Source organism: Paenibacillus polymyxa (genome assembly GCF_001719045.1).
GTDB classification, from domain to species: Bacteria; Bacillota; Bacilli; order Paenibacillales; family Paenibacillaceae; genus Paenibacillus; species Paenibacillus polymyxa_B.
This window is the reverse complement of sequence record NZ_CP015423.1, coordinates 3,645,902-3,669,593: the sequence shown is the minus strand read 5'-3', so window position 1 is coordinate 3,669,593 and position 23,692 is coordinate 3,645,902. Positions and strand designations below refer to the sequence as shown.

Sequence of the window (23,692 nt, the reverse complement as noted above, 5' to 3'; positions counted from 1 at the left end):
GTTAACTTAACGAAACGTTCCTTCGATCTTGTCGTTCTTATGCTAAAACGATGTCAGATACCCTAAAGGTCTCATTGCGCTCATTATTGCTTGTTATTCGCAAGGATAGTATTCGCATCAGCCCGGAATTTGGCCGCTGCGTCTTCAGCCGTCATCTGTCCGAAATTGACCTGCTCAATATAATCGGTCAGAGTCGCAATCACTTCCGGCGATCCGACTGGTGGCGGCGGGCTCATTGGAGAAGCCTTCGGCTCCATGGAAGCTACAAATTCAAACACCTGCTTCGTAGGCTCGCTTAACTCTGGCGCAACAGCCTCCTTGATTTTGGAGGAAATCGGCACGCCCCGTTCGCCTTTAATCAATTTATTCGCTTCTACATCATTCATCCAGAAATCAATAAACTTTGCGGCCTCATCCTTCACCTGTGAACGGGAAGCAACCGTCCAGTACATCGTAGGCTGCATGTATACTCCTTTTTCCATATTCGGCCCAAACATTGGAGCCAGTGCCATTGGGCGGTTAACAACCTGCTGTAAGCCCACATACTGATTGGACCACTGCCAAATGCCGATGCCTGTTCCTTTTACGATATCGGATTCCTCAAGAATCCCCTTGGTCTGGTTCATAATTTCAGGAGGTGGGGTCGCTCCCTTCTTAATCAGATCAGCCAATCCGCTGAAGAAGTCAACAAACAGCTTATCATCGTCATACCCCAATCCTGTTCCTTCCGCATTGTAGAGAGTCTTTCCTTGCGTACGCAAATAGTAGTGGAAGAAAATATCAGCAGCCATCGAGCTGTCAAAGTATACTTTATTGGAACCCGCTTTTAAAGCCAGTTCTTTGTATTGATCCCATGTCCAGTTGTCAGGAATTTTGTCTATGCCTGCTTTTTTGAGCAGCGCCGGGTCATACTGGAAACCCAGAACATTGACACCGGTTGGGATACCATATTGCTTTCCAGCAATTACGCCGGTTTTGAGTACATTTTCGGTCACATCAGCGACCTGAATTTTTTGATTCAAGTAAGGCGCGAGATCCTCCAGTTGACCATTTTTCGCATATTGGCTAATGTACGAAATGTCCATTTGCACGATATCAGGCAACTGATTAGCCGCAGCCTGCGGGGCGAGCTTTTTCCAATAGTCATCAAAAGAGGCATATTCCACATCAATCGTTACATTTGGATTTTTCTGCTTATACAAATCAACGACCTTCTGCGTGTATTCATGACGCGTATCCGATCCCCACCAAGCGATACGTAACTTTACTTTCCCGTCTGCACTTGTGCCCGAATTGCTGCCGCCGTCCGCTCCGCTACATGCCGTCGTCAAAACGAGCAGCATCGCTATGATCAGAAACCATCCCTTTTTGCCCACCTATCTCTCCCCTTTTCGCTGTTCTAGAAAGGAGCCAAATCACGAGTGACAACGCATTTACGCAATTTTGATAGCGTTTACATTAGCTCCTGTTGTTATTTTCCCAAAAGCAGAGAAACATTGGAATACACAAATCAGGTTTCCTAGGTTTAAAAAACAGTGGGGGCCATCAGCTCATCCCCGTTCATGTGATTTAATATACTCGGAAGGCGTCATACCCGCCCACTTTTTGAACACCTGGCTAAAATATTGCGCGTTCCCACCGAAGCCGAACCATTCGGCCAGCTCAAACACCTTCACGTCTCCGGTCTCTCGAATATGCTCAGCCGCACGTTCGATCCGATAACGATTGACGTAGTGTGAAAAGTTTTCGCCTGTCACTTTTTTGAAAATTTTTCCTAAGTAGTCGGAATTCATATACAGCATTTGACCTGCCACTCCGTTCAGCGACAGATCGGATTTTCTGTAGTTTTGCTCAATAATAGTGATCATTTTATCAACGGTGGAAGATTGGCGATACACATTACTTTTATAATAGATTGCGGTCATTCGTTCGGCAGCTTCCTGTACAAAAGATTTGAGACATGCCAGCGTTTTTTGCTCTGCCAGCACCACCATTCGGCTCGTAAACGCCGCACGCTCTTCTTCAGGGCATATACGGATCATAGCGGCATAGAGCTGAAGCACATAGGAGCGGGTCACGGAGATTTCCAGCTTCATCCGGGACAGAATACCGAACAACCGATCCACTTCCTGTGCAACCTCCACCGTATTTCCAGCCTTGATTAGCAGACCGAACTTCTCCTCGTCCAGCTCCAAATCTGCCATCTCCCGGGTATCCTCAGCCGCTAAATCCTCCTTCGTAATCAAACTGCCCTCCCCGGTGTAAAAACGGTGATTCATACAATGCAGTGTCTCCCGGTACATCCCCCGTGAATGCTGCATACTATCCGACTCACTAACTGCGACTGTTACCTCCAGCTTGTAAAAGCGATGAAATGTCGCACGTACCGCTTCAATCTGTTTCATAAACCGTGACGTGTCATCCTCCTCACTTTCCAGCACGATGAGCAATTGCCCCTGCATGGTCGTACTGAGCAAGACATTATCCATCAAATCTGCCGCTATATTTTGCAATGCAAACAAATGCTCCGGCTCATGGGATTCCTCCACCCGCAGCAGCAGCATTCGAACCTGCTTATCTTGCAATTCAATTCCGAATAACCGCTCATAAAATGCGATATCACGGCTACCGTAAGTTTTATAGGAAATAAACTCCTTCAAAAAGTGTTCCTTCACATGAGGCAGCATACGCTGAAAATCTAGCTTCATCCGGTTTACAAACTGCTTGCGTTCTTCCTGCTCCTCCCGCTCCTGCCCCAACTCGGTCAGAGCCTCATGAATTTGCCGCTCATTGCATGGCTTCAACAAGTAGTGCTTCACCCCGTATTGCATGGCCCGACAGGCATAATCAAAATCTTTGTAACCAGACAACAGAATGAAACGGACGTCTGGAAAATGCTCCGTCGTTTTGGCAACCAGTCCGATGCCGTCCAATCCAGGCATAGAGATGTCGCTAATCACAAAATCAGGCGGGCTGGCCTGAATCTGATCATAAGCCTCAATCCCGTTACGTGCCGTACCAACCAATCTCGTTCCCGCTTTACCCCAATCAACCACCTGTGATATGCCTTCCAAAATCATACGCTCATCATCAACCAGTAGCACCTTGTACACGACCCTGATCCCCTTTCACATATGGAATACAGACATGAATCGACGTTCCTGTTCCTGACTCGCTATGCAGCTCTATCCCCCAAGATGTACCAAATGTCAGGTTAATCCGTTCCTGAATATTCGTAAGTCCAATGCCCTGCCCACGAGTCAGGACCTGCCCGCTCCGCAGCTTTTCCAAGAAATCCGGCGTCATTCCGGGTCCGTCATCTTCAACTCGTAGAAATAAAGCCCCCTCGCTTTCTCTCGCAATAATAGCAATCCGACAGGGTTCAATTCGCGGCTCCAGCGCATAATGAATGGCATTCTCCACCAAGGGCTGAAGCGTTAGCTTCGGAATTTGTGCATCCATCAGTTCTTCCGGGACATCCAGATGGAAAACGAGACGTTCATCAAAACGTGTTTTTTGGATCGTTACGTAGCTCCTTACAATATCCAGTTCTTTTCGAAGCGGAATCAGCTGCTCTTCAAAACTGACCGCACTACGCAATAGAAAAGCAAGTGCTTCCACCATCTCTGAAATCCGATCCTGCTTATTGGCCTTGGCGAGCCAGTTCACGGATTCCAGCGTGTTGTATAAAAAGTGTGGATTAATCTGTGCCTGTAATGCCTTTAGCTCTGTTTCCCGCAGTAATAGCTGCTTGGCAACATTCTCATTAATGAGCTCACGAATGCGGCGAATCATTTTCTTATATGTCCGATGTAACAAGCCTACCTCATCCTGTGTGGAAAGGGGGACCGCGCCAAGTGCTTCTTCTTCCAAACGGTCGAGATCGCCTTTTTCTATTTTACGCATGTTCTGAATTAATTGAACAATCGGTTTGGTAATGCTCCCTGACAACCTAGCCCCCAGTGCCAATGCGATAAGAAGCATAATTACAAAAATAGCGCTTACAACTTCTTTAATGATCGTAATACTGCGAAACATATCATCGAAGGGGGTCATATGCAAATACGTCCACCCCGTATAAGAGGATTTGATTTGAGCAGCGAAAAAGGTTCCTCCTGAGTAGGTCGCAATCCCGTAAGGCTGCTTTCGGCCAAGCTCCGCCTGGATATCACTCTCACTCAAAAGTGGTGTTTCGGGATAAATCATCCGTCTTCCATCTGTAATCATCAGTTGTCCGTCACGGCCGGAGGTCTGCACACGATCCGCTACAATCCGGTCAATTCGCACACGAATCGCAAGCGTTCCGAGCCCATTCAGTGTAAAATTGGAATCGGTAAAGGATTTGAACTGCCGAGCTGCCAGCAAGGAGGAATGACCTGCCGCATACCATGCATTGGAACCGTCATGTTCGTCTGCCAGCTCCGACAGGGTGGATCGAAGCTCCTGGGGAATACCTTCGCGGTTGCCCGCGCTCATGACCTGTCCCTCTTTATCGATTACTATCATAGAATAGACATAGGTCTCAGAGCCGGCAAAGGCGACGAGCCTATTCGTTATTTTTTTACGCAGCACCATTTTGGTATAAGGTGACGTTTCCTTTTCCAATTGCAGCAAATAACGTTGAAGCTGCTCGTCCGTTGTTACCTTGAAAGTAACTTTTTCCACATCCTTCAGCTCATTTTCTATGCCGATTGAAGAAATATTGAGTACTTCGGATGTTTTTTTGTACATTTGATTATCATAAATATGAAATACGTACTTAAGTATGACTGCAACAACTGCAAAATTAACCAGCATAAGCACCGTAATCAGCAGTACCATTTTATGATGGATTCCAGCATTTTTGTAAGCGCTTTTAAAGTAGGTAATCAGTGAATGTCGCCTCCTTCGCTCATCCTGCCCGGTCCAGCCCAAAATGGAGAAAACTTTATATATCATACAAAATACCCCATGCCTTGGTCATTCGGCAAGAGGTATTTGTATTTGCTTAGCGTTGATCGGTTGGTTTCGATTTGTCCGCCTTGCTCATATATTCGTCGTATCGGTCATCAAGTTCCCGTGCCATACTCCGGTATTTACGTGTCTCCTCAACAATGGGATCGATATGAGTCTGAACCCGCACCTCATATTTAGGACTGAGTCTTTCCCGCTTCTGGGCCTCATTCTCACGAATTTCGCCTTCCGTCAGCAGTTCACTGAGCTGGCGTTCCAATTCTTCGGATTGGCTCATCGCGATTTCCTCCTTCATGATGATGTTCTACGTAGAATTATAATCCGGTTGCGTCTGCTTCTTTCAGCACTTGAATAAGTTGAGAATGAATAGCTGTATTCGTCGCTGCAATATGCCGTACACTCAGGTCATAAGGTCTGCCCAATGTATCGGTAATGGTGCCGCCTGATTCCTGCACCAGCAAAGCGCCCGCTGCCACATCCCACGCATTCAAACCAATTTCGCAATAGGCCGACAGCCGTCCTGATGCTACATAAGCCAGATGCAATGCTGCCGAGCCCAGCGCCCGAATGCCGCGTACCTGAGGTGTAAGAACCTGCGTAATTTTCATATTTAGCGGTTGTGCATACGTACGATCCGGCGGGAAGCCGACGCACACCAGACTATCTCCCAGTGTTTCTTCTCTCGATGCTTGCATGCGATTGCCATGTACATATGCGCCTTTTCCTTTTTCTGCTACAAACATTTCATCACGGGATGGATCATAAATAACCCCGACAATCACCTCTCCACGATGGGCCAAGGCAATTGACACACTGTAATACGGCAGACTGTGCACAAAATTGGTAGTCCCATCTACCGGATCAATAATCCATAGATATTCCTCTTCACGGGCAGCCTCTAATGCGCGGGCCGAAGCTTCGGCTCCCGGCTCTACACCCTCTTCACCCAAAATAGCATGATCGGGAAAATGGGTCAGAATCAGTCTGCGAATCATCTGCTCTGCACCTTTATCTACCTCGGTCACTAGATCCGTAGGAGACTGTTTGGTATTCAAATGTTCAACAGTTCCCAGCCTGCTTTTAATCCATTCCCCGGCTTTGGATGCCGCGTTAATAGCCACGGCAGTATAGCTTTTTCCTGATACGATATAGGGAACCTTTTCGTTTTCATTTTCGTTCAACGTGTTCACTCTACTTTCTATATCATTGTTACGTGGTTTACGAAGCTGCTCTACAACACAGTCTCTTAACCATCTCTGTTTCAGTACAAGTTTGCTAGTTTACACATTCTAGTATACACAATAATCTGCATAAAGTTTCTCTAAATGGGAGCTTTATCCGCAAAATGCTACTTTCTAAGGCATAATTTCTACGGAAGCTCCATCCAGCACTTTAACCCCATTAGCTTCCTGAAGGCGCAGTTCATTCATCAACCCGAATAACGCTTCATCCTTAAGTTTGGCTTCAAGCATGACATCAATCCGATCCGTATATCCGGCAATATTGCGCAAAAAGGTAAGCAACGGCTCCACTAGAACACCGTCCGCATGGCCCCGGGGATCTTTTTCACTTTTGGGGCTGGACGCATGGATTTTGGGCGGCAATGGATGATCCACAGAAGATCCGGCTTGGGCCAATTCCCCTTTCCAGGTATCCAAAATATCCGGCCATAGCTCCCACGGCTTTTCCCCCTCATTATTCACCCATTGATGATGAATATCGAGAACCATCGGTAACCCCGTCAATTTGCAAGCCTCCAGCGTTTCCACCGCATTGAATGTTTTATCATCATTTTCCAGCGTTAACCGTTCTCTTAACGAAAGATCCAGAGCACTAACCTGCTCTACAAAACGCTGGCCTGAGGTCACCTTATCTCCGTATGCACCACCAATATGAATGTTGTTCTTAGCTTCGGCACCCAGTCCCATGGCCTCCAGCATCGCTTTGTGGTACTTCAGATCATTAATGGAGCTCTGCAACACCTCAGGACGGGGAGTGCTTAACACTGTAAAATGATCGGGGTGAAACGATACCCTCATCTTATTCGCCCTGACATAGTTCCCAACCTCTGCAAAGTCAGCAGCGAGCGCCTGAAAAGGGTCCCAATCCCGCAGATCCTGATGGGTCGCGAGCGGAATCAGCTTGGATGAGAAACGATAGACCTGGATATCACTCGCGCGATTATGGCGCAGCAGCCTCAAAGTATTATGGAGATTTTCGGCTGCTATCCGTTCTAGCTTGCGGATTGCAGCTTCTCGGTCTCCAATCTTGTTAAAGCTGCTCAATGTCATGGTTTTAGAGGGGGATGCATTTTGAACGGTAACCGACATGGCTACATAACCGAACCTTACGATCATAGAGTGTCTTCCTTTCAGCAGTCGCAGTAGATGGTAAGGTCGCTTTGGTTCAGTGACCTAAACCCCTTTTCTACTGATCATACCCGGAAATGCACCTGCTGATTCGGTGTTATCGCACAAATTGCAAGAAGAAAACAGCTAGGATTGCTGCTGTGCTCCAAAAAACATTTCATCCGCCAATGCGGTCTGAATTCTTGATTCCTCATCATTCAGCTTACGAATGAGGATCATTTCAACTTCGGTCACTTCATCGCCTTGGAAATTAATTTCGGCGATACAGCCCATAATCTGCACGATGGCTACTGCCACGTTGTCCACGTTGTAAGCGATGACCTTCTGGCCTGTCGGAAACACGCGCAGCCCGGATTTAACCATTTTGCCACGTCCGTATTCCAGCAGTTCGTATAGTTCTTGTTCGCTCTTGAATTTGCACACGGAGTTAAATTCAGTTTGAAAGCCCATGTGTAGCTGCCACCTTTCATCATTAAGGGTTTAGTGAAATGCTCAAGTATGTGCCTTATATATGAACAAAAAGGAGAGTGATCAGCTCCCCTTTGTTTCGTTTATGAGTTCTCGTAGTGCAGTGCGGATCTGCGCTCATAACGCTCCAGTGCAAGAGCAATCATGCGGTCCAGCAGACTTGCATAGGATACGCCAGTTTCTCTCCACAGCAATGGATACATACTGAACGGTGTAAAGCCAGGCATTGTATTCACTTCATTAATAAGGATATGTCCGTCCGAGCGTCTGACGAAGAAATCGGCACGGGAAATCCCGCAGCCTTCCAGAGCGCGGAATGCTTGCAATGCGGCTTCACGAATACGATCTGCCACTTCCTCATCCAACGGTGCCGGAATAAGCATTTCCGATTGGCCATCCGTATATTTGGCAGCGTAATCGTAATAATCACTCGACGATACAATTTCACCCGGTACCGAGGCAATCGGCTCATCATTGCCCAGTACGCTGACCTCAATCTCACGGGCATCGACGTACTCCTCGACAATCACCTTTAGGTCAAATTGCAAAGCCAGATCTACAGCCTTTTCCAGCTCTTCTCGGTTACTGGCTTTGGAAATACCCACACTGGATCCCAGATTGGCCGGTTTGACAAAGCAAGGATAACCTAGCTCGGTTTCCATGTTACGTACCAGATCATGACTGGTTTGGACCCACTGTGTACTATTAAAATAACAGTATTTCACTTGCGGCAATCCTGCATGCTCAAACAGCTTCTTCATGACGCCTTTATCCATACCTGCTGCCGAAGCCAGCACTCCTGCACCGACATAAGGCATATCCGCCATTTCGAACAGACCCTGAATCGTTCCGTCCTCGCCAAAGGTACCGTGCAGCAACGGAAACAGTACATCCAGCGTCTGCTCTCCGTACAGCTTGCCGAACAATGTATCTAATGCCGCCTTGGTGCCGCCCTCTGCGCGTTCCAGCTTCAATTGCTCTACAGAAGCCAGAGGAGCGCTTAATAGCGCCCCTCTACGCCAATCGCCAGCCTTCGTAATATAAAAAGGAATAATCTCGTATTTCTCATAGTTAAAAGCGTTCATTACCGCATACGCCGTTTGCAGCGAAACCTCATGTTCGCCCGATTTGCCACCGTACACTAGCCCTACGGTCAATTTTTGATTTGCCATGCCTATCCTCCGCTTTCCTGCTTTCGTCATTGTGACTGATTTGCATCACTGTACCTGTTATCCACCATCTCATTTAAAAATAGTCGGCGATGTGATAAAAGCGATATACCGTGTTGTCCGTCCACGCATACGAATTTTTATAGTCCCAATAACGATGTCTGGAGCTTACCGTATGTGCATTGACTAGCGGCATGCCGCCCGCATCAAAGGCCGTGACCACCGTGCTGTGCTGGAAGGTTCCGTCACCATCCCAATCGTAAAAAATGACGTCCCCCAACATGAGCTGCTCTGGGCGACTCACCTGCTCAGCGGTCAACCCCCATGAGCTGGAGCCCAAATACCGCTCCAGACTGTTGGAAACTGCCCAACTGTAGCTCCACAGCTCATTTCCGGCGACCCGTCCTTTATACCACCAGCCCGATTCTCTTTTACCAGTATAGTGGATCGGTGCTCCCCCTGCAAAGAGGCATTGCGAGATATAATTGGTGCAATCCACATCAAAACCTTCAAACTCCGGATTAAAGCTATCCCACCACTGATCTGCATAGGCCGCTGCTTCTTCGCGGCGATATCGGCTGGGACGTGCTGATGAGCCGAAGCCCAGCACACCGCGATTCAGCAGCGGCAGATTTCCTCCTTGATTAAACGAAGCCTGTTCAAAAGGAACCTCTCCCCCCGCTGGCTTCCTTTCTGCCGGATCGCGCTCAATTCTCGCTACCTGCCAGGCTTCACCCTCGCGTGTGAACGTCAGACGCTCCCGTTCGATCCGATCCTCCCGGTGAGTCATCCCACCCTTCTCATAAAAGAGTCGGACATGCAGTTGTACATCTACCACAGCCTCATCCGGGGTATCCTGCACCATTCGTAGCGGCTTGGCGCGTGTCTCGCTGCGTAGGGGAACAGCATCCCGTTCGTTGTACCACTGCTCCAATCTGGCCGCACGTGCTGCTCGTTCCATCCGCTGACCCACCTCCAGATACTCATCCGGCTGCGGTACACCATTCACTTCACTGCGATTGTATTGATTCACGTAAGAAAAAAGGGCCTGTTTCCATTCCCGCTCCCCCATCCCAATCCCTCCATATTCGTCCCGCTATCCTTTTCCGGGGATAACCGGAATGATGAATAACTTCCTTTCTTGCCTCTCTGGTCTGAAATGCTCTCTATCTATAAGTATGAATCTCTAAAGCTTGGTATGAACATCGAAACGCGAGGGAGCGGAACGTTTTATTTTCCAATCTGCAACGCATCATTTAGGCCAAAAAAACTTTACGGAACCGTCTGAAAACGGTATACTTAATCCAAAAGCAATCATTTTGAAATCATGTTTCATCTAATGAAACGAATTACATTCATCTTAACCTCTAACACGCAATAAACTACTGAAGATGAAATTGAGAACGCAACCAATTTAAACCAAGTGTGCAAGACGTCGAAAAAACGACATCCCTATTTTCCCCCAAGCATCCACTTCAAGGAGGTAATACTTATGTCAGGAAAAGATCAATTCTCCATTGCCCGTAGTCTGGAAGTTAACGGGAAGCCTTATCGCTACTACAGCCTTAAGGCACTGGAGGAACAAGGAAAAAGCGGTATCGCCAAGCTGCCTTTCTCCATTAAAGTATTGCTGGAAGCCGCGGTTCGACAGTTTGACGGTCGCGCCATTACGGAAGAACATGTGCAACAGCTGACAGGCTGGGCTGAGGATCGGGATACCAACAAGGAGATTCCGTTCATTCCTGCACGCATCGTGCTACAGGATTTTACCGGTGTCCCGGTGGTTGTCGATTTAGCAGCTATGCGTGATACAGTGAAAAAAGCAGGCGGGGACCCGAAGCAAATCAATCCGCTCGTTCCCGTCGATCTCGTTATCGATCACTCGGTCATGGTCGATGCTTTTGGTACCCGTGATGCGCTGGATTACAATATTAATGTAGAGTTTGAACGCAACGAGGAGCGGTACCGTTTTCTGCGTTGGGCGCAAACGGCGTTCAACAACTTCCGGGCCGTTCCGCCATCCACCGGTATCGTCCATCAGGTCAATCTGGAGTATCTCGCCTCCGTTGCCGCTACCAAAACCATTGACGGTGAAACGGTCGTCTTTCCAGATTCCCTCGTAGGAACAGACTCCCATACCACGATGATTAACGGGCTGGGTGTTGTAGGCTGGGGTGTTGGCGGGATTGAAGCAGAGGCGGGTATGCTGGGGCAGCCGCTGTATTTTGTCACTCCCGATGTGATCGGCTTCAAACTGACAGGCAGCCTGTCGGAAGGCTCTACTGCCACCGATCTGGCGCTCACTGTTACGCAAATGCTGCGTAAAAAAGGCGTAGTCGGCAAATTCGTAGAATTTTACGGGCCTGGTCTGGCAAACATCAGCTTGGCTGACCGTGCGACAGTTGCCAACATGGCACCGGAATACGGCGCAACGATTGGCTTCTTCCCGGTCGATGCAGAAACGCTGGCCTACTTGCGCAGCACCGGACGTTCTGATGAGCAAGTAAGCCTCGTAGAGGAATATTACAAAGCCCAAGGCATGTTCCGCACATCCGATACACCGGACCCTGTGTTCAGCGATACGATTGAGCTGGATCTGGCTTCGGTAGTACCGAGTCTCGCCGGACCCAAACGTCCGCAGGACCGTGTTGAGCTTAGCCGCATGAAAGAAACGTTTGAAGGCATTATCCGTACCCCGGTAGACAAGGGCGGCTATGGACTGAGCGATGAAAAAATCGCACAGAAGATTCCGCTGACCCATCCGGACGGCTCCACCAGCGAGTTGGGTACAGGAGCAGTCGTTATTGCGGCGATCACAAGCTGCACGAATACCTCCAATCCAAGCGTTATGCTCGGTGCGGGCTTGCTGGCCAAAAAAGCAGTACAGCGCGGGCTCAAAAAGCCAGGCTATGTTAAAACAAGCTTGACACCAGGCTCCCTCGTCGTGACGGAATACCTGCAAAAAGCCGGATTAATCGGACCGCTCGAAGCCCTCGGCTTCCATGTAGCAGGCTACGGCTGCGCAACCTGTATCGGTAACTCCGGCCCACTTCCTGACGAAGTGAGTCAAGCCATCACAGACCATGATTTGACGGTTGGCGCAGTTATTTCCGGCAACCGGAACTTTGAAGGCCGTGTGCATGCGCAGGTCAAAGCCAACTATCTCGGCTCACCGCCACTGGTTGTCGCTTATGCGCTGGCAGGCACAGTGAACATTGATTTGGTGAATGATCCTCTTGGTTACGATCAGGACAATCAGCCAGTCTACCTGAAAGATATCTGGCCCACTTCCGAGGAAATCAAAGAAGCCATCAGCCTGTCTCTCAGCCCGGATATGTTCCGTCGCAAATATGAAAATGTATTTACTGCCAACGAAAAATGGAACTCCATTCCGGTTCCTGAAGGCGAACTGTATGAATGGGATGAAAACTCAACTTATATTCAAAACCCGCCGTTCTTTGAAGGACTTCAAGATGGCGTACAAGATATCAAGGAAATCCGTAATGCCCGTGTGCTTGCCCTGTTGAATGATTCGGTCACGACGGACCATATCTCACCAGCAGGCAACATTGCCCCTTCCAGCCCGGCAGGACTGTATTTGAAGGAGCATGGCGTGGAACGCAAGGACTTCAACTCCTACGGCTCCCGTCGCGGTAACCACGAGGTCATGATGCGCGGTACATTCGCCAACATCCGTATCCGCAACAATGTGGCTCCAGGCACCGAGGGCGGCGTGACCAAATACTTGCCAACGGATGAGGAAATGTCCATCTATGATGCATCCATGAAATATCAGGCAGCCGATCAGAACCTGATCGTCATTGCTGGTAAGGAATACGGCACAGGCAGCTCTCGTGACTGGGCGGCCAAAGGTACGCTTCTGCTGGGCGTTAAGGCTGTCATTGCCGAAAGCTTCGAGCGGATTCACCGCAGTAACCTGGTCGGCATGGGTGTACTGCCTCTGCAATTCCAGGAGGGCTATGGCTGGTCCAGCCTGGGTCTGAACGGTCGTGAAACGTTTGACATTCTTGGCATCGACAATGACGTGAAGCCTGGTCAAGAGCTTACAGTGGTGGCTAAACGCGAGGATGGCACAAAGTTCGAATTCCCGGTAATTGCCCGTCTAGACAGCACCGTCGATATCGACTACTACCACAACGGTGGTATTCTGCAAACCGTATTGCGTCAGATGATTCAAGAGTAAAGAGCGTATAAATAACGAAATCCCCTCCAAATGCAGTGGAAACTGCGAATTGAGAGGGGATTTTTTATATGCTTTAAGCTTTTAAAAGGAAACATATGCCGAGAACTGAGAACACTAGGGTTATAAGGAGTGTGAAGAGACCAGGCAGGCTTTCCATGATTACAGAGCCTTCTTCGCTCTTGAACTGACGACTGAGATAGGGTTGAAGCGTTAGCATAATTATAAAAGATATGAGGCTAATTCCACACAACAACCATACCTCAGGGGAGGATTTGTCAACAAAACGGTCAGCCACATCATTGAAATTGTAGTGAATTGCTACATTCCTAGGCATTCTCGGATACATGAAAAGGTAGATAATGAAAGGCAAAACAGAAATAAGAAAAGACAATACATTAGAAAAATTTAACTTACTTCTCATGGAAATCCCCCTAATATGCTAAATCGATCTGCATTATACAGATATCAGCAGTCTATATTTTTATACCTATGACTTAGAAAGAGAGAAGTAATAAAACTAATCATCGTCGGTAAACAAGATGCGAGCACCATATACACATTAACTTCTTGTCCTAATCCTATAGCGATCCCGATTAAGCCAAAGGCTATCCAAATAGAAGCAGAGATACGATGCGTCTTCTTCCATGCCATTTCATTCGAAGTAGCCAAGGAAACTTACGTCATAATTACCCTTATTCTCCATCCCGCCAAACCCTCCATATAACAGGAATTGAGTGACTCCTCTTTATTATGCATATTTTCCAATACCAAAAATGGAAGAAACATCACAAAAACAAAAAGCCGATCCCTCAGGACCGACTTCCAACTATGTTCTCTTATAACCTTACTTTCGCACGCGAGCTACTTCGAAATATCCAGAAAACCCTCTCCGAACACGTCCCGCACGTCATGAATGGTAATAAACGCTGCTGTATCGATGGCTTTCACTATCTTTTTAAGCGCCGATACCTCTTGTTTACTAATGACGATATACAGCACTTCTTTTGGATTTTTAGTGTAATAGCCATGGCCTGACAGCACGGTAACTCCACGATCCATTTTCGTAATGACCATCTCGGCAATTTTATCTTGGTGCTCCGAAATGATCATGACTGCTTTTTTCGGGTTCAGTCCTTCGATCATGAAGTCCATCACCTTCGTACCAACGTACAAAATAACGATAGTTAGCATCAATTTTTCCGGACCAATAATAAAATAGGAAGAGAATGCGACAATCAAATCAAAAAACAGCAAGCCATAGCTGATATTCCAATCCAGATACTTGTTGGCAATCCGGGCTAAAATGACCGTTCCCGCCGTAGTGCCACCTACCCGTACAATTAAGCCAATGCCGACCCCCACCAAAACTCCGGCAAATACAGCATTAATCGTCGGCTCATGCGAATCAATCCGCCAGTTGACCGTTAAATGTAAAAACAGCGAGTTAAAAGCGACCGCAATTATAGTGTACAGGGTCGTTCTCTTGTCCAAAAATTTATATCCGACAATCAGCAGCAAGCCATTAATCACCAGATTGACGATCGAGGGAGACCACTGAAACAGGTAGTACAGGATGATCGTGACCCCTGTAACGCCCCCCTCACCAAACTCATTCGGGATCACAAACAGATTAACAGCTAGCGCGAAAAAAAACGCACCCAGAATAATAAATGCAATGTCTGCAATACTTTTTTTCATATATACTCTAATCCTTTCTCTAACATTTCAAAGGATGAATCGCCAGATGGATTGGCTGACTCTTGTTGTCAAAATACGCTGACAACCAGTTCATGGTATCTACTACCAAACATAAAGTCAATACAACTTTGACACTTTAATTCGCCACCAGACTGCCTCAATCCTGACTTGAGGATTCCGCAAAATCCTCCTTTTACAAGGTTATTCGACAAAAAATCACAATCCCGACTACTAAACTAAGAAAACGGGCCTCTAGCCCTTGTTTTAGACCTAGGCACATTTTCCCCTAAAATGACCATCCTCCCAATCCAAATTTTGGACACATATGACCATCTTCCTGTTTTATGTCAAAAGCGTTTTACTTTGAAAAAATGTGGGTATAATGATTGAAACATTACCAAGCAACCTACATAGCATTACGACATCAAGTACATACAAATAGTCCTATACAGACGTCCTAAGCAACTCAATCTGAATTTGACAATATGGAATTGGAGGAATGCCTACATGAATACAATGAACTTAACCGTCCACACCCTGATGCCCTTTCACCACCAATACCAACGTGCCAACGCGGTGAGTATGCAGAAGAAAGAAGATAGCTCGGAGAAGAAGCTCAGCTTTCAGGACATTTTGAATGAAAAAATGGGTAAAAAATAAGGCGCCGTTTATCCGGTTGCATGATCTGCTTTACATAAGCTAAAAAGCCGTAGTTTCCTACATCGACTGTAGAGAACCACGGCTTTTTTAATTCATTTGTCCCTAAACTCACACGTTCGTTTTACTGACCTCCATCCCGATACTGCTCTGCCTTCTCACGCATCCCCGCAGCTACTGCTTCTTGAGTGTCCAGCCCCTTATCCGCTGCATAGGCGCGAATGTCCTGAGTGATACGCATACTACAAAATTTAGGGCCACACATCGAGCAAAAATGTGCTTCCTTGGCGCCCTCTGCCGGTAGCGTTTCATCATGGTAGGATAAGGCACGCTCGGGATCAAGCGACAGATTGAACTGATCCCGCCAGCGGAACTCAAAGCGTGCCTTGGACAAAGCATCATCCCGCTGCTGCGCCCGTGGATGCCCTTTCGCCAGATCGGCAGCATGTGCCGCAATTTTGTAGGTAATGACACCCTCACGGACATCATCCTTATTGGGCAGACCCAAATGCTCCTTAGGCGTAACATAGCACAGCATGGACGTCCCGAACCAACCAATCATCGCCGCCCCAATGGCTGAGGTAATATGATCATATCCGGGGGCAATATCCGTCGTGAGCGGTCCCAAGGTATAGAAAGGAGCTTCCTTACAAATCTCCATTTGTAAATCCACATTCTCTTTGATTTTATGCATAGGGACATGTCCCGGCCCTTCAATCATGACCTGAACATCATGCTTCCATGCGATTTGCGTTAGCTCGCCCAACGTTTCCAGCTCTGCAAACTGTGCTTCATCATTCGCATCATAGATACTACCCGGACGTAGACCATCCCCGAGAGAAAAGGCTACATCATAGGCTTTCATAATTTCGCAAATTTCTTCAAAATGTGTATACAAAAAATTCTCCTGATGGTGCGCAAGGCACCAGGCTGCCATGATTGATCCGCCCCGGGATACAATTCCCGTCATTCTATTCGCCGTCATCGGAATATACCGCAGCAATACACCCGCATGAATTGTAAAATAGTCCACTCCCTGCTCCGCCTGCTCAATCAGCGTATCGCGATACAACTCCCACGTCAGCGCTTCTGCTTCACCGTTCACCTTTTCGAGTGCCTGATACAGCGGCACAGTCCCAATCGGTACAGGAGAATTCCGAATGATCCATTCACGTGTTGTATGGATATTACGGCCTGTAGACAGGTCCATAACCGTATCCGAGCCCCAACGCACAGCCCAAGTCATTTTCTCCACTTCCTCCTCGATGGAGGAGGTAACCGCAGAATTACCAATGTTCGCATTGATCTTCACGTGAAAATGACGCCCAATGACCATTGGCTCGCTTTCCGGGTGATTGATATTCGAAGGCAAAATGGCTCGTCCAGCCGCCAACTCCTGCCGTACAAACTCAGGCTCCACCCCTTCGCGGATCGCCGCAAATTCCATTTCGGGCGTAATGATCCCTTGCCGCGCATAATGCATTTGCGTCACTGTACGCCCTTGCGAAGCACGAAGCGGACGATTGGTCACGCCGGGAAATTCCACTGTCTCCCGTTTGGAGCCAGGTTTCAGTCCATTATCCTCCGGCTGGACGGCGCGTCCCTCGTAAGCCTCCACATCGCCCCGTTCCAGTGCCCAAGCTCGCCGTAATGGAGGCAGGCCCTGACGGATATCGACCTGATAGGCTTCGTCGGTCATGGGACCGCTTGTATCATATACACGCAATGGCTCATGATGCTCCGTGCCCTGCGGCGTATGTGTAGGATGAAGAGCAATTTCGCGCTCTGGCACGGCAATGTCCGGCCGCGAGCCTTGAATATATACCTTACGGCTTCCTGGAAAGGGCGTTACCCCACTGGCTTGCTCCCCGTTTGTCTTCTCTACCTCAACTTCTTTTGTTCCTACCAATCTTACTTCTGCTGATTTCAATTCTGTTCCTTTTGTTCCTTCTGCTTCTGTCGGCTTCATTGTCCATTCCTCCCGTTTCGATGAAATAACACACCGATCCGGAACCATTCCCAGGGTGGCGCTGATCTATGCAAAAAAGCCGGTTCCCCAGGGAACCGGCTAATCTAACGAGACAGCTATCCAGACAATGCGCATATGGAATAATCCATTCCAATGCGCCACTGTAGACAGCAGCCGCGTATACATTTCAATGGCCGATTACTTCCCTACGCTGGTATGATCCAGATCAGGTGCAAAGGGTCCGGAATCTTGCACGATTCCATCTCAGCCCGGCATTACAGGCTCCCCCAGTAACTGTGATACTTCTATTCACACGAGGCGGATATAACAGACATCCGCCTTCCTTACCAGACTACTTCAAATTTATGGCTTTGGCAACCCTTCTAGGTACCCTTTTACCAAGAAGACACTCCCTATCAAATCACTCTGCTTGCTTCAACTGTGTTCATTCTTGTTACGGAAGCATAAGCCCCATTTCCTTCGCCGCTTCGATCAAAATCGGAGCAAAGTCATGTAGCGTCTCGGGTGCAAGTCGGCTGACCGGGCCGGATACAGATAAAGCCGCAGTGACCTGTCCCTTCCGGTTCACAATTGGCGCTGCCACAGCAGCAGCCCCTGGCTCCCGTTCTTCATAGCTGGTCGCATAGCCCTTCTCGCGAATGTCCTGCAGCTGGGCTTTATAGACCTCCGGGTCTACTGAGGGCGGCCATTCATCCCCGCTTAGCAGGGCTTCCAGCTCCTGCGGCGGCATAAAGGCCGCCAGCACCTTGCTGGAGGCCCCTACAGCCAGCGGCATACGCGCACCTACAGGCGCGACCCTGCGGATCGCCTGATTGCTCTGCACGGCTTGTATGCGAATACGCATGCTGCCGTCCCGTAAGTACAAGCTGACCGTCTCCCCCAGACGGTCACGTAGTCCTTCCATTGCAGGTTGTAACAGCACCGCCGGCTCGTCACTTTGGGACAAATGCGTGGATAGCTCCCAAATGCGGAAGCCAAGTCGATATTTTTCCGTTTCGGCATTCCGAACGACAAAGCCCCGATCCTCCAACGTAGTCAGCAGCCGATGAACCGTGCTTTTATGTAGACCAATTTTGGAGGCAATCTCCGTCAGGCCAAGATCCGAATTTGCAGTAAAACACAGCAGTATATCAAGTGCACGCTCTACAGCGCGAACGGTTAATTTACGGTCTTCCATCGTGAACCGCTCCTCTTGTATCCATATTCGTTTCACACTATGAAACATGGTTACATAAATTATATAGAATAGTTGCGGCTACTGTAAACCGATGTTTTTGTGACAACCATATTACAGAACGAGAACAAACATCGACAATTCTTTGCATCATTTTTACTTTTCCGGTTCAGGCGTTGACTTTGGATAATCCCCATCATACGATAATAGGTATCTATACGGATCTACACTACTATTTTCAAGTGGAATTATACCTAAATTCTATGAAACGAAGATCAATTTTATATAAGGAGGCTCTTACATGATTTCGACATCCCAGCGCAACGCTCAGCTACAGACCGCTGTTCAGGAGCCGTCCACCCCACTCTTTAATCCCCGTCTGCTGCGGTTCAAGCACGTTGTGATTGCTCTGCTGCTGTCGGTCGTCTTTTTTCTGTTGTTTTGTTTTATTGCCTTGCATGCTTACATCGCATGGGTTCTTACGAATCCCACCGTTGCACCACTGTACTCTAATCCGATGCAGGCCAAAAGCATGCCTTATGAGGAAGTCAGCTTCCCTGCCAAGGATGGTAGCCGCATGGTACAAGGCTGGTATATCCCGGCGGATCAATCGCGGAAAACGATTATTTTCAGCCATGGTTATGGGGCTAACCGCGAAGAAAGCTGGATTCCCATGTATGATCTGGCGCATTATGCCCACAGTTTGAACTTTAATGTGGTCATGTTCGATTATGGATTTGCGTCACAAAACAGCAAAGCAGTCGCAACCGGAGGCAAAGCAGAATCCCAACAGCTCCTCGGAGCAATTCAGCTTGCGAAGCAACGCGGCTCATCGGAGATTATCGTATGGGGCTTCTCCATGGGGGCAGGAACCGCTCTTCAGGCGGGCTTGCAAACCAAGGATGTGGACGCAATGATTTTGGACAGCACCTTCCTGCTGGAACCAGATACGCTGTACCATAACATTCACAATCAAATTAATCTGCCAAGGCATCCGTCTTTGGAAATTCTGGAGTTGCTGTTTCCAGTTTTGAACGGTACCAGCTTGCATCAGATTCCATATCAGGAGGTTAAAAAGGAAAACTACCCGTTCCCGATCATGTTTGTGCATGGTACACAGGATGAAAAAGCTCCTTATCCTATTGCGGAAAAGCTCGCTGCCAATCAAACCAACCCGCTTTCCAGTGTATGGATTGTTAAAAACGGGATACATGAGCTTATTTTTAGAGAGCACCCTCGTGAATATTTGCGACGGGTATCGACGTTTCTAAGCAATGTACAGGAGCTGGAGGACAAGAAAACCACCGCTGATGCCCACAAACAAACGAATACGAAGTAAAAAATTATTTTTCGAAGAACTATATTCTATTCTTCCCCTTGAAGAAGCCTGTCTATGGACACTTAACCCGTGCCGTAGCTGGGCTTCTTTTTCGTGTTCCATGGGTATTCATTGTTTTACCTAACAGATGTGACCGGATTAAGGGAGTTCGTAGACATATTCCTGATGAGACAGCGAATATACTGGGTACGTATGCATCCAGGGCAGATCTATCAGATCGGCCGGATAGCCATAGTGGGATACGGGAGGTAAAAAACGATGCTGAGTACTTATGGGTCTTTCCTGCCCTTACGTGTGCTGGAGGAAATTCGGCATTGGAAGCAGCAGGAAAGTTGGCATGTGGAAGTGATTAAATCCGCTACCGAGGGACTGGAGCCTGCATATGTGCAGCTGCTTGATGATTGGCGGACTGTATTCGAACAGACGGAACGCACCGCCATAGAGCTGCTTGAAGAGCAACGGAGCGCACTCGATCCGGCAGATCAGGCGTGGCATCAGGAGTGGAAACAGATGTCGGCTGCTCCACAAGCACATACACACGAATTCACTGAACATTCAAAACAGTCAAGAGGATTAGACGCATCATCATCTGTAAAGATGCCATTATCAGAGTCAGCCTCAAACTCTCAGCTTGACTCACAAGAATTAAATCGTCGATTAGACGATTTGCTGCAAACCGCAAACCGTCAGTCACAGGAGTATGTACGGCAGCTCGGGCTGCTAAGCGAGCACAGTCACGCATTGCGTCAGCAACCAAAATCCGCCGGAGTTGTATTACACGCGGCACATGAAAGCCAATATTTCCTGATCTCAACAACCCCCTTTCAGGAACCTGGCTCCATCGCAAGGGCTGCTAGGTTGTATCATGTAGCTACAGAGGGTGAGAATTACCCAGAGGAAGCGTTTCGAGAACGGCAGGCAGGCATAAGGGGAGAAGGCGCATGGACGACTAAAGGCGTCAAGTCCAGCCAGGCGCAACCTTCGGCAGAGGAAAAAAACTCAATCGGCCGGTCGGTTCCTATTGGGGGACATCGGCTACCGCCGCTCCCCTACCCCTATAATGCGCTTGAACCGTATATTGATGAGAAAACAATGCGTATTCACCATAACAAGCATCATTTGAGCTATGTGAATGACCTGAATAAAGCGGAAAAGAAACTGGAAGAAGCCCGAAAAACAGGTGATTTTGACCTCGTAAAGCATTGGGAACGAGAACTGGCATTCAACGGCGCAGGCCATTATCTGCATACTCTTTTTTGGACGATCATGAGTCCTCAAGGTGGTGGAAACCCAAGCGGCCCGCTGGCTGAACAGATTAAAAAGGATTTTGGCAGCTACGAGGCATTCAAAAAGCAATTCAGTTCGGCAGCCGAAAAGGTCGAGGGTGGCGGCTGGGCTATCCTGGTATGGAGTCCACGCGCGGGACGACTTGAAATTTTGCAGGCCGAAAAGCACCAGAATCTGACTCAATGGGAGTCCATTCCGCTGCTGGCGCTAGATGTATGGGAACATGCATATTACTTAAAGCATCAGGCCGAACGCAACAAATACATTGAAGATTGGTGGCATGTCGTTAACTGGCCAGAGGTTGCAGAGCGCTATACCCAAGCCTCCAAACTGAGATGGCAACCCTTCTAAGCTTCTAAGCTAAAGAAAAACTACACCTGCAAATCGTATCGCTCTCTGAGTGCTGCCATTTGTTCGGTCAATCCTTCCGGTTGTACCAGCCAGCCATCGGCAGGTACAATGGTTGTCCGGCTCTCAACGACACGGCGCAGAGATGCCGTGTACGCCTCAACAGACGGCACTCCAGCCAGCTCTGCCAGGCTACCCATCGTTGCTGGATTCACCCGGGGGTAATCCTGCTGCTGCACGCCTGCCGACGTGTCTCCGGATGCCTCTGTGTAGAACTCCTGTACCGCCTGTGCACGCTCTACACCACTGCCCTCAATCATCACGAAAGCTGTGATGATATACGCCTTGGCTTGGCGCCGCTGTGCAATGCCGCAAAACTTGCGGCCTCGGACGCTGACATCGTAATCCCCGGGACAGAAGGACCCGGGGATTTCTCCGGTCTGCGCCTCGCCAGACCACGGAACCAGCGCATCGGCAATTAGCGCTGCCATGAGCCGGAAATCCTCATGCAGGCTGATGGCCCGCTGTGGATTCGGCAGGATCAAGGACAGGTTCAGCACCCCCCTGTCCAGCATGACGGCTGCTCCACCCGAGGGGCGTACGCATACCGAGGTTCCCGCGCTGCGCACTCGCTCCATCGCCTGCGGGGCGTAGGGAAGCCTGCGGTCCCGGTGACCGATCACAAGCGCTGACGGATGCCGCCAAAGATGCAAAATGGGTGCAGCTCCTTTCCCTACTTGCCGACAGGCCAGCTCCTCCCAAGCCAGCGGAGACAAAACGTCCTCCTGAGTGGCCGCGAGTGGCGCTTCAAACCACTGCAACTCAGGCAAAGCTGTTGTTTTTTCTGTTGATCTATGTACATTCTCCATACGTTATCCCCTATCTATAAAAATAACTGTTATCCAGGCTAATCGTAATTTTAAGGCGGCTATCCCGTCGTCTCTATTTCTGATGTTAACAAAAAAAGGTGGCTACGCCTATGCGTAAACCACCAGTTTTTTTGTTCATCACATAAACGTCTTGCGATGTTCGATCAATCCTTGAGCAGCGACAGAAATTCTGCGCGCTGTGCTGCATCATCACGAAACGTACCACGTACCGCAGACGTTACCGTTTTGCTACCAGGCTTTTTGACACCTCTTGCACACATGCACAGGTGCTCGCCTTCCACGACCACCATAACCCCGTGAGCGGAGACTGCTTCATTTAAAATATCAGCGATCTGTGAAGTAATACGCTCCTGTACCTGCAATCGGCGGGTCACTGCCTCTACCAGACGTGCAAGCTTGCTCAGTCCTACAATTTTGCCGCTGGGTACATAGCCGATATGCACTTTTCCGAAGAAAGGAGCCATATGGTGTTCACACTGGCTGTAATAAACGATGTCCTTCACGATCACAAGCTCCTCGTGATTCTCGTCAAATGTCACACCCAACGCATCCCGGGGATCAACCTCATAACCCGCAAATATTTCCTCATACATGCGCGCAACGCGTGCCGGTGTTTCCAATAACCCTTCACGCTTGGGGTCCTCACCGATCAGTTGTAAAATCTGCTCCACATGGTACTCGATTTTATCCCGGTTATCCGCAGCTTTGCGGTTAATATAATCTTTTACGCCAGCCACAGTAATCCTCCTCTATGCAGCAACCTCATGCGGCATCCGTGCTCACGTTGCTCATTATTTCCGACGGCCCTGATTTTTACGCGGACCAGGCTGATTTTTGGAGAACTGTTGGTTCTTCATCATCTGCTGGGCTTTTTGCATTTGTTTCCCATTCAGGTTATAACCCATCTGTTTGGCCATTTTTTGCAGCGTTTCAGGGTCGTTTTGCATCTTTTCAAGCTGTTTACGAAGATAATAAGCACCGATGAAAAATCCCCCAACCAAACCAGCAATCAGGGTAATAATCGGAATGACAATATTCCACACCACGAAGTCGTCACCTCTGTATATTTATATGAAACATCTTGAATTGCACGAACCTATCATAGCAAAACATGGGACAGCTAGCAAATCACTTTTTGCAAACATA

General features: G+C 48.5%; 21 protein-coding genes and 1 riboswitch. Of the genes, 4 read left to right on the top strand and 17 right to left on the bottom strand.

Annotation, left to right across the window (positions count from 1 at the left end; translation table 11 throughout):
* Positions 1 to 83 precede the first annotated feature (83 nt).
* From AOU00_RS16385 to AOU00_RS16345, 9 genes are all read right to left on the bottom strand, one after another.
* On the bottom strand, positions 84 to 1,376 hold the full coding sequence (locus AOU00_RS16385; protein WP_069291103.1) for an ABC transporter substrate-binding protein: 1,293 nt from the start codon (positions 1,374 to 1,376) through the stop codon (positions 84 to 86).
* A 174-nt stretch (positions 1,377 to 1,550) separates the two neighbouring features.
* The gene (locus tag AOU00_RS16380; RefSeq protein ID WP_069291102.1) at positions 1,551 to 3,113 is read right to left on the bottom strand and encodes a response regulator transcription factor; all 1,563 of its coding nucleotides are present in this window, start codon (positions 3,111 to 3,113) and stop codon (positions 1,551 to 1,553) included.
* Positions 3,091 to 4,821, bottom strand: a complete 1,731-nt coding sequence (locus AOU00_RS16375; protein WP_172828342.1) for a sensor histidine kinase — start codon at positions 4,819 to 4,821, stop codon at positions 3,091 to 3,093. The genes AOU00_RS16380 and AOU00_RS16375 overlap by 23 nt, the downstream gene beginning before the upstream one ends.
* A gap of 166 nt (positions 4,822 to 4,987) precedes the next feature.
* The gene (locus AOU00_RS16370) at positions 4,988 to 5,230 is read right to left on the bottom strand and encodes a hypothetical protein (RefSeq protein ID WP_029515768.1); all 243 of its coding nucleotides are present in this window, start codon (positions 5,228 to 5,230) and stop codon (positions 4,988 to 4,990) included.
* A gap of 37 nt (positions 5,231 to 5,267) precedes the next feature.
* Positions 5,268 to 6,134 (bottom strand): inositol monophosphatase family protein, encoded by an 867-nt coding sequence (locus AOU00_RS16365; RefSeq protein ID WP_061831543.1) that lies wholly within the window; start codon positions 6,132 to 6,134, stop codon positions 5,268 to 5,270.
* 174 nt (positions 6,135 to 6,308) lie between these two features.
* Entirely contained in the window at positions 6,309 to 7,310 is a 1,002-nt protein-coding gene (gene uvsE / locus AOU00_RS16360; protein ID WP_061831542.1) for a UV DNA damage repair endonuclease UvsE, read from the bottom strand.
* A 138-nt stretch (positions 7,311 to 7,448) separates the two neighbouring features.
* Positions 7,449 to 7,772 carry a hypothetical protein gene (locus AOU00_RS16355; protein ID WP_061831541.1) on the bottom strand — a complete coding sequence of 108 codons (324 nt, stop codon included), beginning with the start codon at positions 7,770 to 7,772 and terminating at the stop codon, positions 7,449 to 7,451.
* A 101-nt stretch (positions 7,773 to 7,873) separates the two neighbouring features.
* Positions 7,874 to 8,962: a D-alanine--D-alanine ligase gene (locus AOU00_RS16350; RefSeq protein ID WP_061831540.1), complete on the bottom strand. Its 1,089-nt coding sequence runs from the start codon at positions 8,960 to 8,962 to the stop codon at positions 7,874 to 7,876.
* Positions 8,963 to 9,035: 73 nt separating this feature from the next.
* On the bottom strand, positions 9,036 to 10,031 hold the full coding sequence (locus AOU00_RS16345; protein WP_061831539.1) for an amidase domain-containing protein: 996 nt from the start codon (positions 10,029 to 10,031) through the stop codon (positions 9,036 to 9,038).
* A gap of 420 nt (positions 10,032 to 10,451) precedes the next feature.
* Between AOU00_RS16345 and acnA the strand changes: the two genes are divergently transcribed.
* The gene (gene acnA, locus AOU00_RS16340; RefSeq protein ID WP_061831538.1) at positions 10,452 to 13,163 is read left to right on the top strand and encodes an aconitate hydratase AcnA; all 2,712 of its coding nucleotides are present in this window, start codon (positions 10,452 to 10,454) and stop codon (positions 13,161 to 13,163) included.
* 73 nt (positions 13,164 to 13,236) lie between these two features.
* Here acnA and AOU00_RS16335 read toward each other — a convergent pair whose 3' ends face one another.
* From AOU00_RS16335 to AOU00_RS16330, 3 genes are all read right to left on the bottom strand, one after another.
* Positions 13,237 to 13,584, bottom strand: a complete 348-nt coding sequence (locus tag AOU00_RS16335) for a DUF1648 domain-containing protein (RefSeq protein ID WP_061831537.1) — start codon at positions 13,582 to 13,584, stop codon at positions 13,237 to 13,239.
* A gap of 44 nt (positions 13,585 to 13,628) precedes the next feature.
* On the bottom strand, positions 13,629 to 13,814 hold the full coding sequence (locus tag AOU00_RS25875) for an SdpI family protein (protein ID WP_231109495.1): 186 nt from the start codon (positions 13,812 to 13,814) through the stop codon (positions 13,629 to 13,631).
* A 210-nt stretch (positions 13,815 to 14,024) separates the two neighbouring features.
* Complete coding sequence (locus AOU00_RS16330) at positions 14,025 to 14,861, bottom strand: YitT family protein (protein ID WP_023987004.1); 837 nt, start codon at positions 14,859 to 14,861, stop codon at positions 14,025 to 14,027.
* Between the two features lie 507 nt (positions 14,862 to 15,368).
* Between AOU00_RS16330 and AOU00_RS26630 the strand changes: the two genes are divergently transcribed.
* Positions 15,369 to 15,521, top strand: coding sequence for a hypothetical protein (locus AOU00_RS26630; protein ID WP_010348453.1), 153 nt, complete (start codon positions 15,369 to 15,371; stop codon positions 15,519 to 15,521).
* A gap of 121 nt (positions 15,522 to 15,642) precedes the next feature.
* On the opposite strand, the gene thiC is transcribed toward AOU00_RS26630, so the two are convergent.
* The gene (thiC, locus tag AOU00_RS16325; protein WP_061831536.1) at positions 15,643 to 17,487 is read right to left on the bottom strand and encodes a phosphomethylpyrimidine synthase ThiC; all 1,845 of its coding nucleotides are present in this window, start codon (positions 17,485 to 17,487) and stop codon (positions 15,643 to 15,645) included.
* A 186-nt stretch (positions 17,488 to 17,673) separates the two neighbouring features.
* A riboswitch (TPP riboswitch) is annotated at positions 17,674 to 17,786 on the bottom strand.
* Positions 17,787 to 17,941: 155 nt separating this feature from the next.
* The gene (locus AOU00_RS16320; RefSeq protein ID WP_061831535.1) at positions 17,942 to 18,685 is read right to left on the bottom strand and encodes an IclR family transcriptional regulator; all 744 of its coding nucleotides are present in this window, start codon (positions 18,683 to 18,685) and stop codon (positions 17,942 to 17,944) included.
* Between the two features lie 298 nt (positions 18,686 to 18,983).
* Here AOU00_RS16320 and AOU00_RS16315 point away from each other — a divergent pair, with 298 nt between their 5' ends.
* Both AOU00_RS16315 and AOU00_RS16310 read left to right on the top strand, forming a co-directional pair.
* Complete coding sequence (locus tag AOU00_RS16315) at positions 18,984 to 20,021, top strand: alpha/beta hydrolase (RefSeq protein WP_061831534.1); 1,038 nt, start codon at positions 18,984 to 18,986, stop codon at positions 20,019 to 20,021.
* Between the two features lie 258 nt (positions 20,022 to 20,279).
* The gene (locus tag AOU00_RS16310) at positions 20,280 to 21,659 is read left to right on the top strand and encodes a Fe-Mn family superoxide dismutase (RefSeq protein ID WP_061831533.1); all 1,380 of its coding nucleotides are present in this window, start codon (positions 20,280 to 20,282) and stop codon (positions 21,657 to 21,659) included.
* 20 nt (positions 21,660 to 21,679) lie between these two features.
* On the opposite strand, the gene AOU00_RS16305 is transcribed toward AOU00_RS16310, so the two are convergent.
* From AOU00_RS16305 to AOU00_RS16295, 3 genes are all read right to left on the bottom strand, one after another.
* Positions 21,680 to 22,525 (bottom strand): lipoate--protein ligase family protein, encoded by an 846-nt coding sequence (locus AOU00_RS16305; RefSeq protein ID WP_069291101.1) that lies wholly within the window; start codon positions 22,523 to 22,525, stop codon positions 21,680 to 21,682.
* Between the two features lie 164 nt (positions 22,526 to 22,689).
* Positions 22,690 to 23,283: a GTP cyclohydrolase I FolE gene (gene folE / locus AOU00_RS16300; RefSeq protein WP_013308743.1), complete on the bottom strand. Its 594-nt coding sequence runs from the start codon at positions 23,281 to 23,283 to the stop codon at positions 22,690 to 22,692.
* A gap of 54 nt (positions 23,284 to 23,337) precedes the next feature.
* Entirely contained in the window at positions 23,338 to 23,592 is a 255-nt protein-coding gene (locus tag AOU00_RS16295) for a YneF family protein (RefSeq protein WP_013308742.1), read from the bottom strand.
* Positions 23,593 to 23,692 lie beyond the last annotated feature (100 nt).

Bases quoted from the DNA above. Each gene is read 5' to 3' on its own strand.
- acnA (WP_061831538.1), top strand. From the start codon at position 10,452: ATGTCAGGAAAAGATCAATTCTCCATTGCCCGTAGTCTGGAAGTTAAC.
- AOU00_RS16375 (WP_172828342.1), bottom strand. From the start codon at position 4,821: ATGGTACTGCTGATTACGGTGCTTATGCTGGTTAATTTTGCAGTTGTT.
- AOU00_RS16350 (WP_061831540.1), bottom strand. From the start codon at position 8,962: ATGGCAAATCAAAAATTGACCGTAGGGCTAGTGTACGGTGGCAAATCG.
- AOU00_RS16330 (WP_023987004.1), bottom strand. From the start codon at position 14,861: ATGAAAAAAAGTATTGCAGACATTGCATTTATTATTCTGGGTGCGTTT.
- AOU00_RS16335 (WP_061831537.1), bottom strand. From the start codon at position 13,584: ATGAGAAGTAAGTTAAATTTTTCTAATGTATTGTCTTTTCTTATTTCT.
- AOU00_RS16355 (WP_061831541.1), bottom strand. From the start codon at position 7,772: ATGGGCTTTCAAACTGAATTTAACTCCGTGTGCAAATTCAAGAGCGAA.
- AOU00_RS16310 (WP_061831533.1), top strand. From the start codon at position 20,280: ATGCTGAGTACTTATGGGTCTTTCCTGCCCTTACGTGTGCTGGAGGAA.
- AOU00_RS16370 (WP_029515768.1), bottom strand. From the start codon at position 5,230: ATGAGCCAATCCGAAGAATTGGAACGCCAGCTCAGTGAACTGCTGACG.
- AOU00_RS16345 (WP_061831539.1), bottom strand. From the start codon at position 10,031: ATGGGGGAGCGGGAATGGAAACAGGCCCTTTTTTCTTACGTGAATCAA.
- AOU00_RS26630 (WP_010348453.1), top strand. From the start codon at position 15,369: ATGAATACAATGAACTTAACCGTCCACACCCTGATGCCCTTTCACCAC.
- AOU00_RS16320 (WP_061831535.1), bottom strand. From the start codon at position 18,685: ATGGAAGACCGTAAATTAACCGTTCGCGCTGTAGAGCGTGCACTTGAT.
- uvsE (WP_061831542.1), bottom strand. From the start codon at position 7,310: ATGATCGTAAGGTTCGGTTATGTAGCCATGTCGGTTACCGTTCAAAAT.
- AOU00_RS16305 (WP_069291101.1), bottom strand. From the start codon at position 22,525: ATGGAGAATGTACATAGATCAACAGAAAAAACAACAGCTTTGCCTGAG.
- AOU00_RS16315 (WP_061831534.1), top strand. From the start codon at position 18,984: ATGATTTCGACATCCCAGCGCAACGCTCAGCTACAGACCGCTGTTCAG.
- AOU00_RS25875 (WP_231109495.1), bottom strand. From the start codon at position 13,814: ATGGCATGGAAGAAGACGCATCGTATCTCTGCTTCTATTTGGATAGCC.
- thiC (WP_061831536.1), bottom strand. From the start codon at position 17,487: ATGAAGCCGACAGAAGCAGAAGGAACAAAAGGAACAGAATTGAAATCA.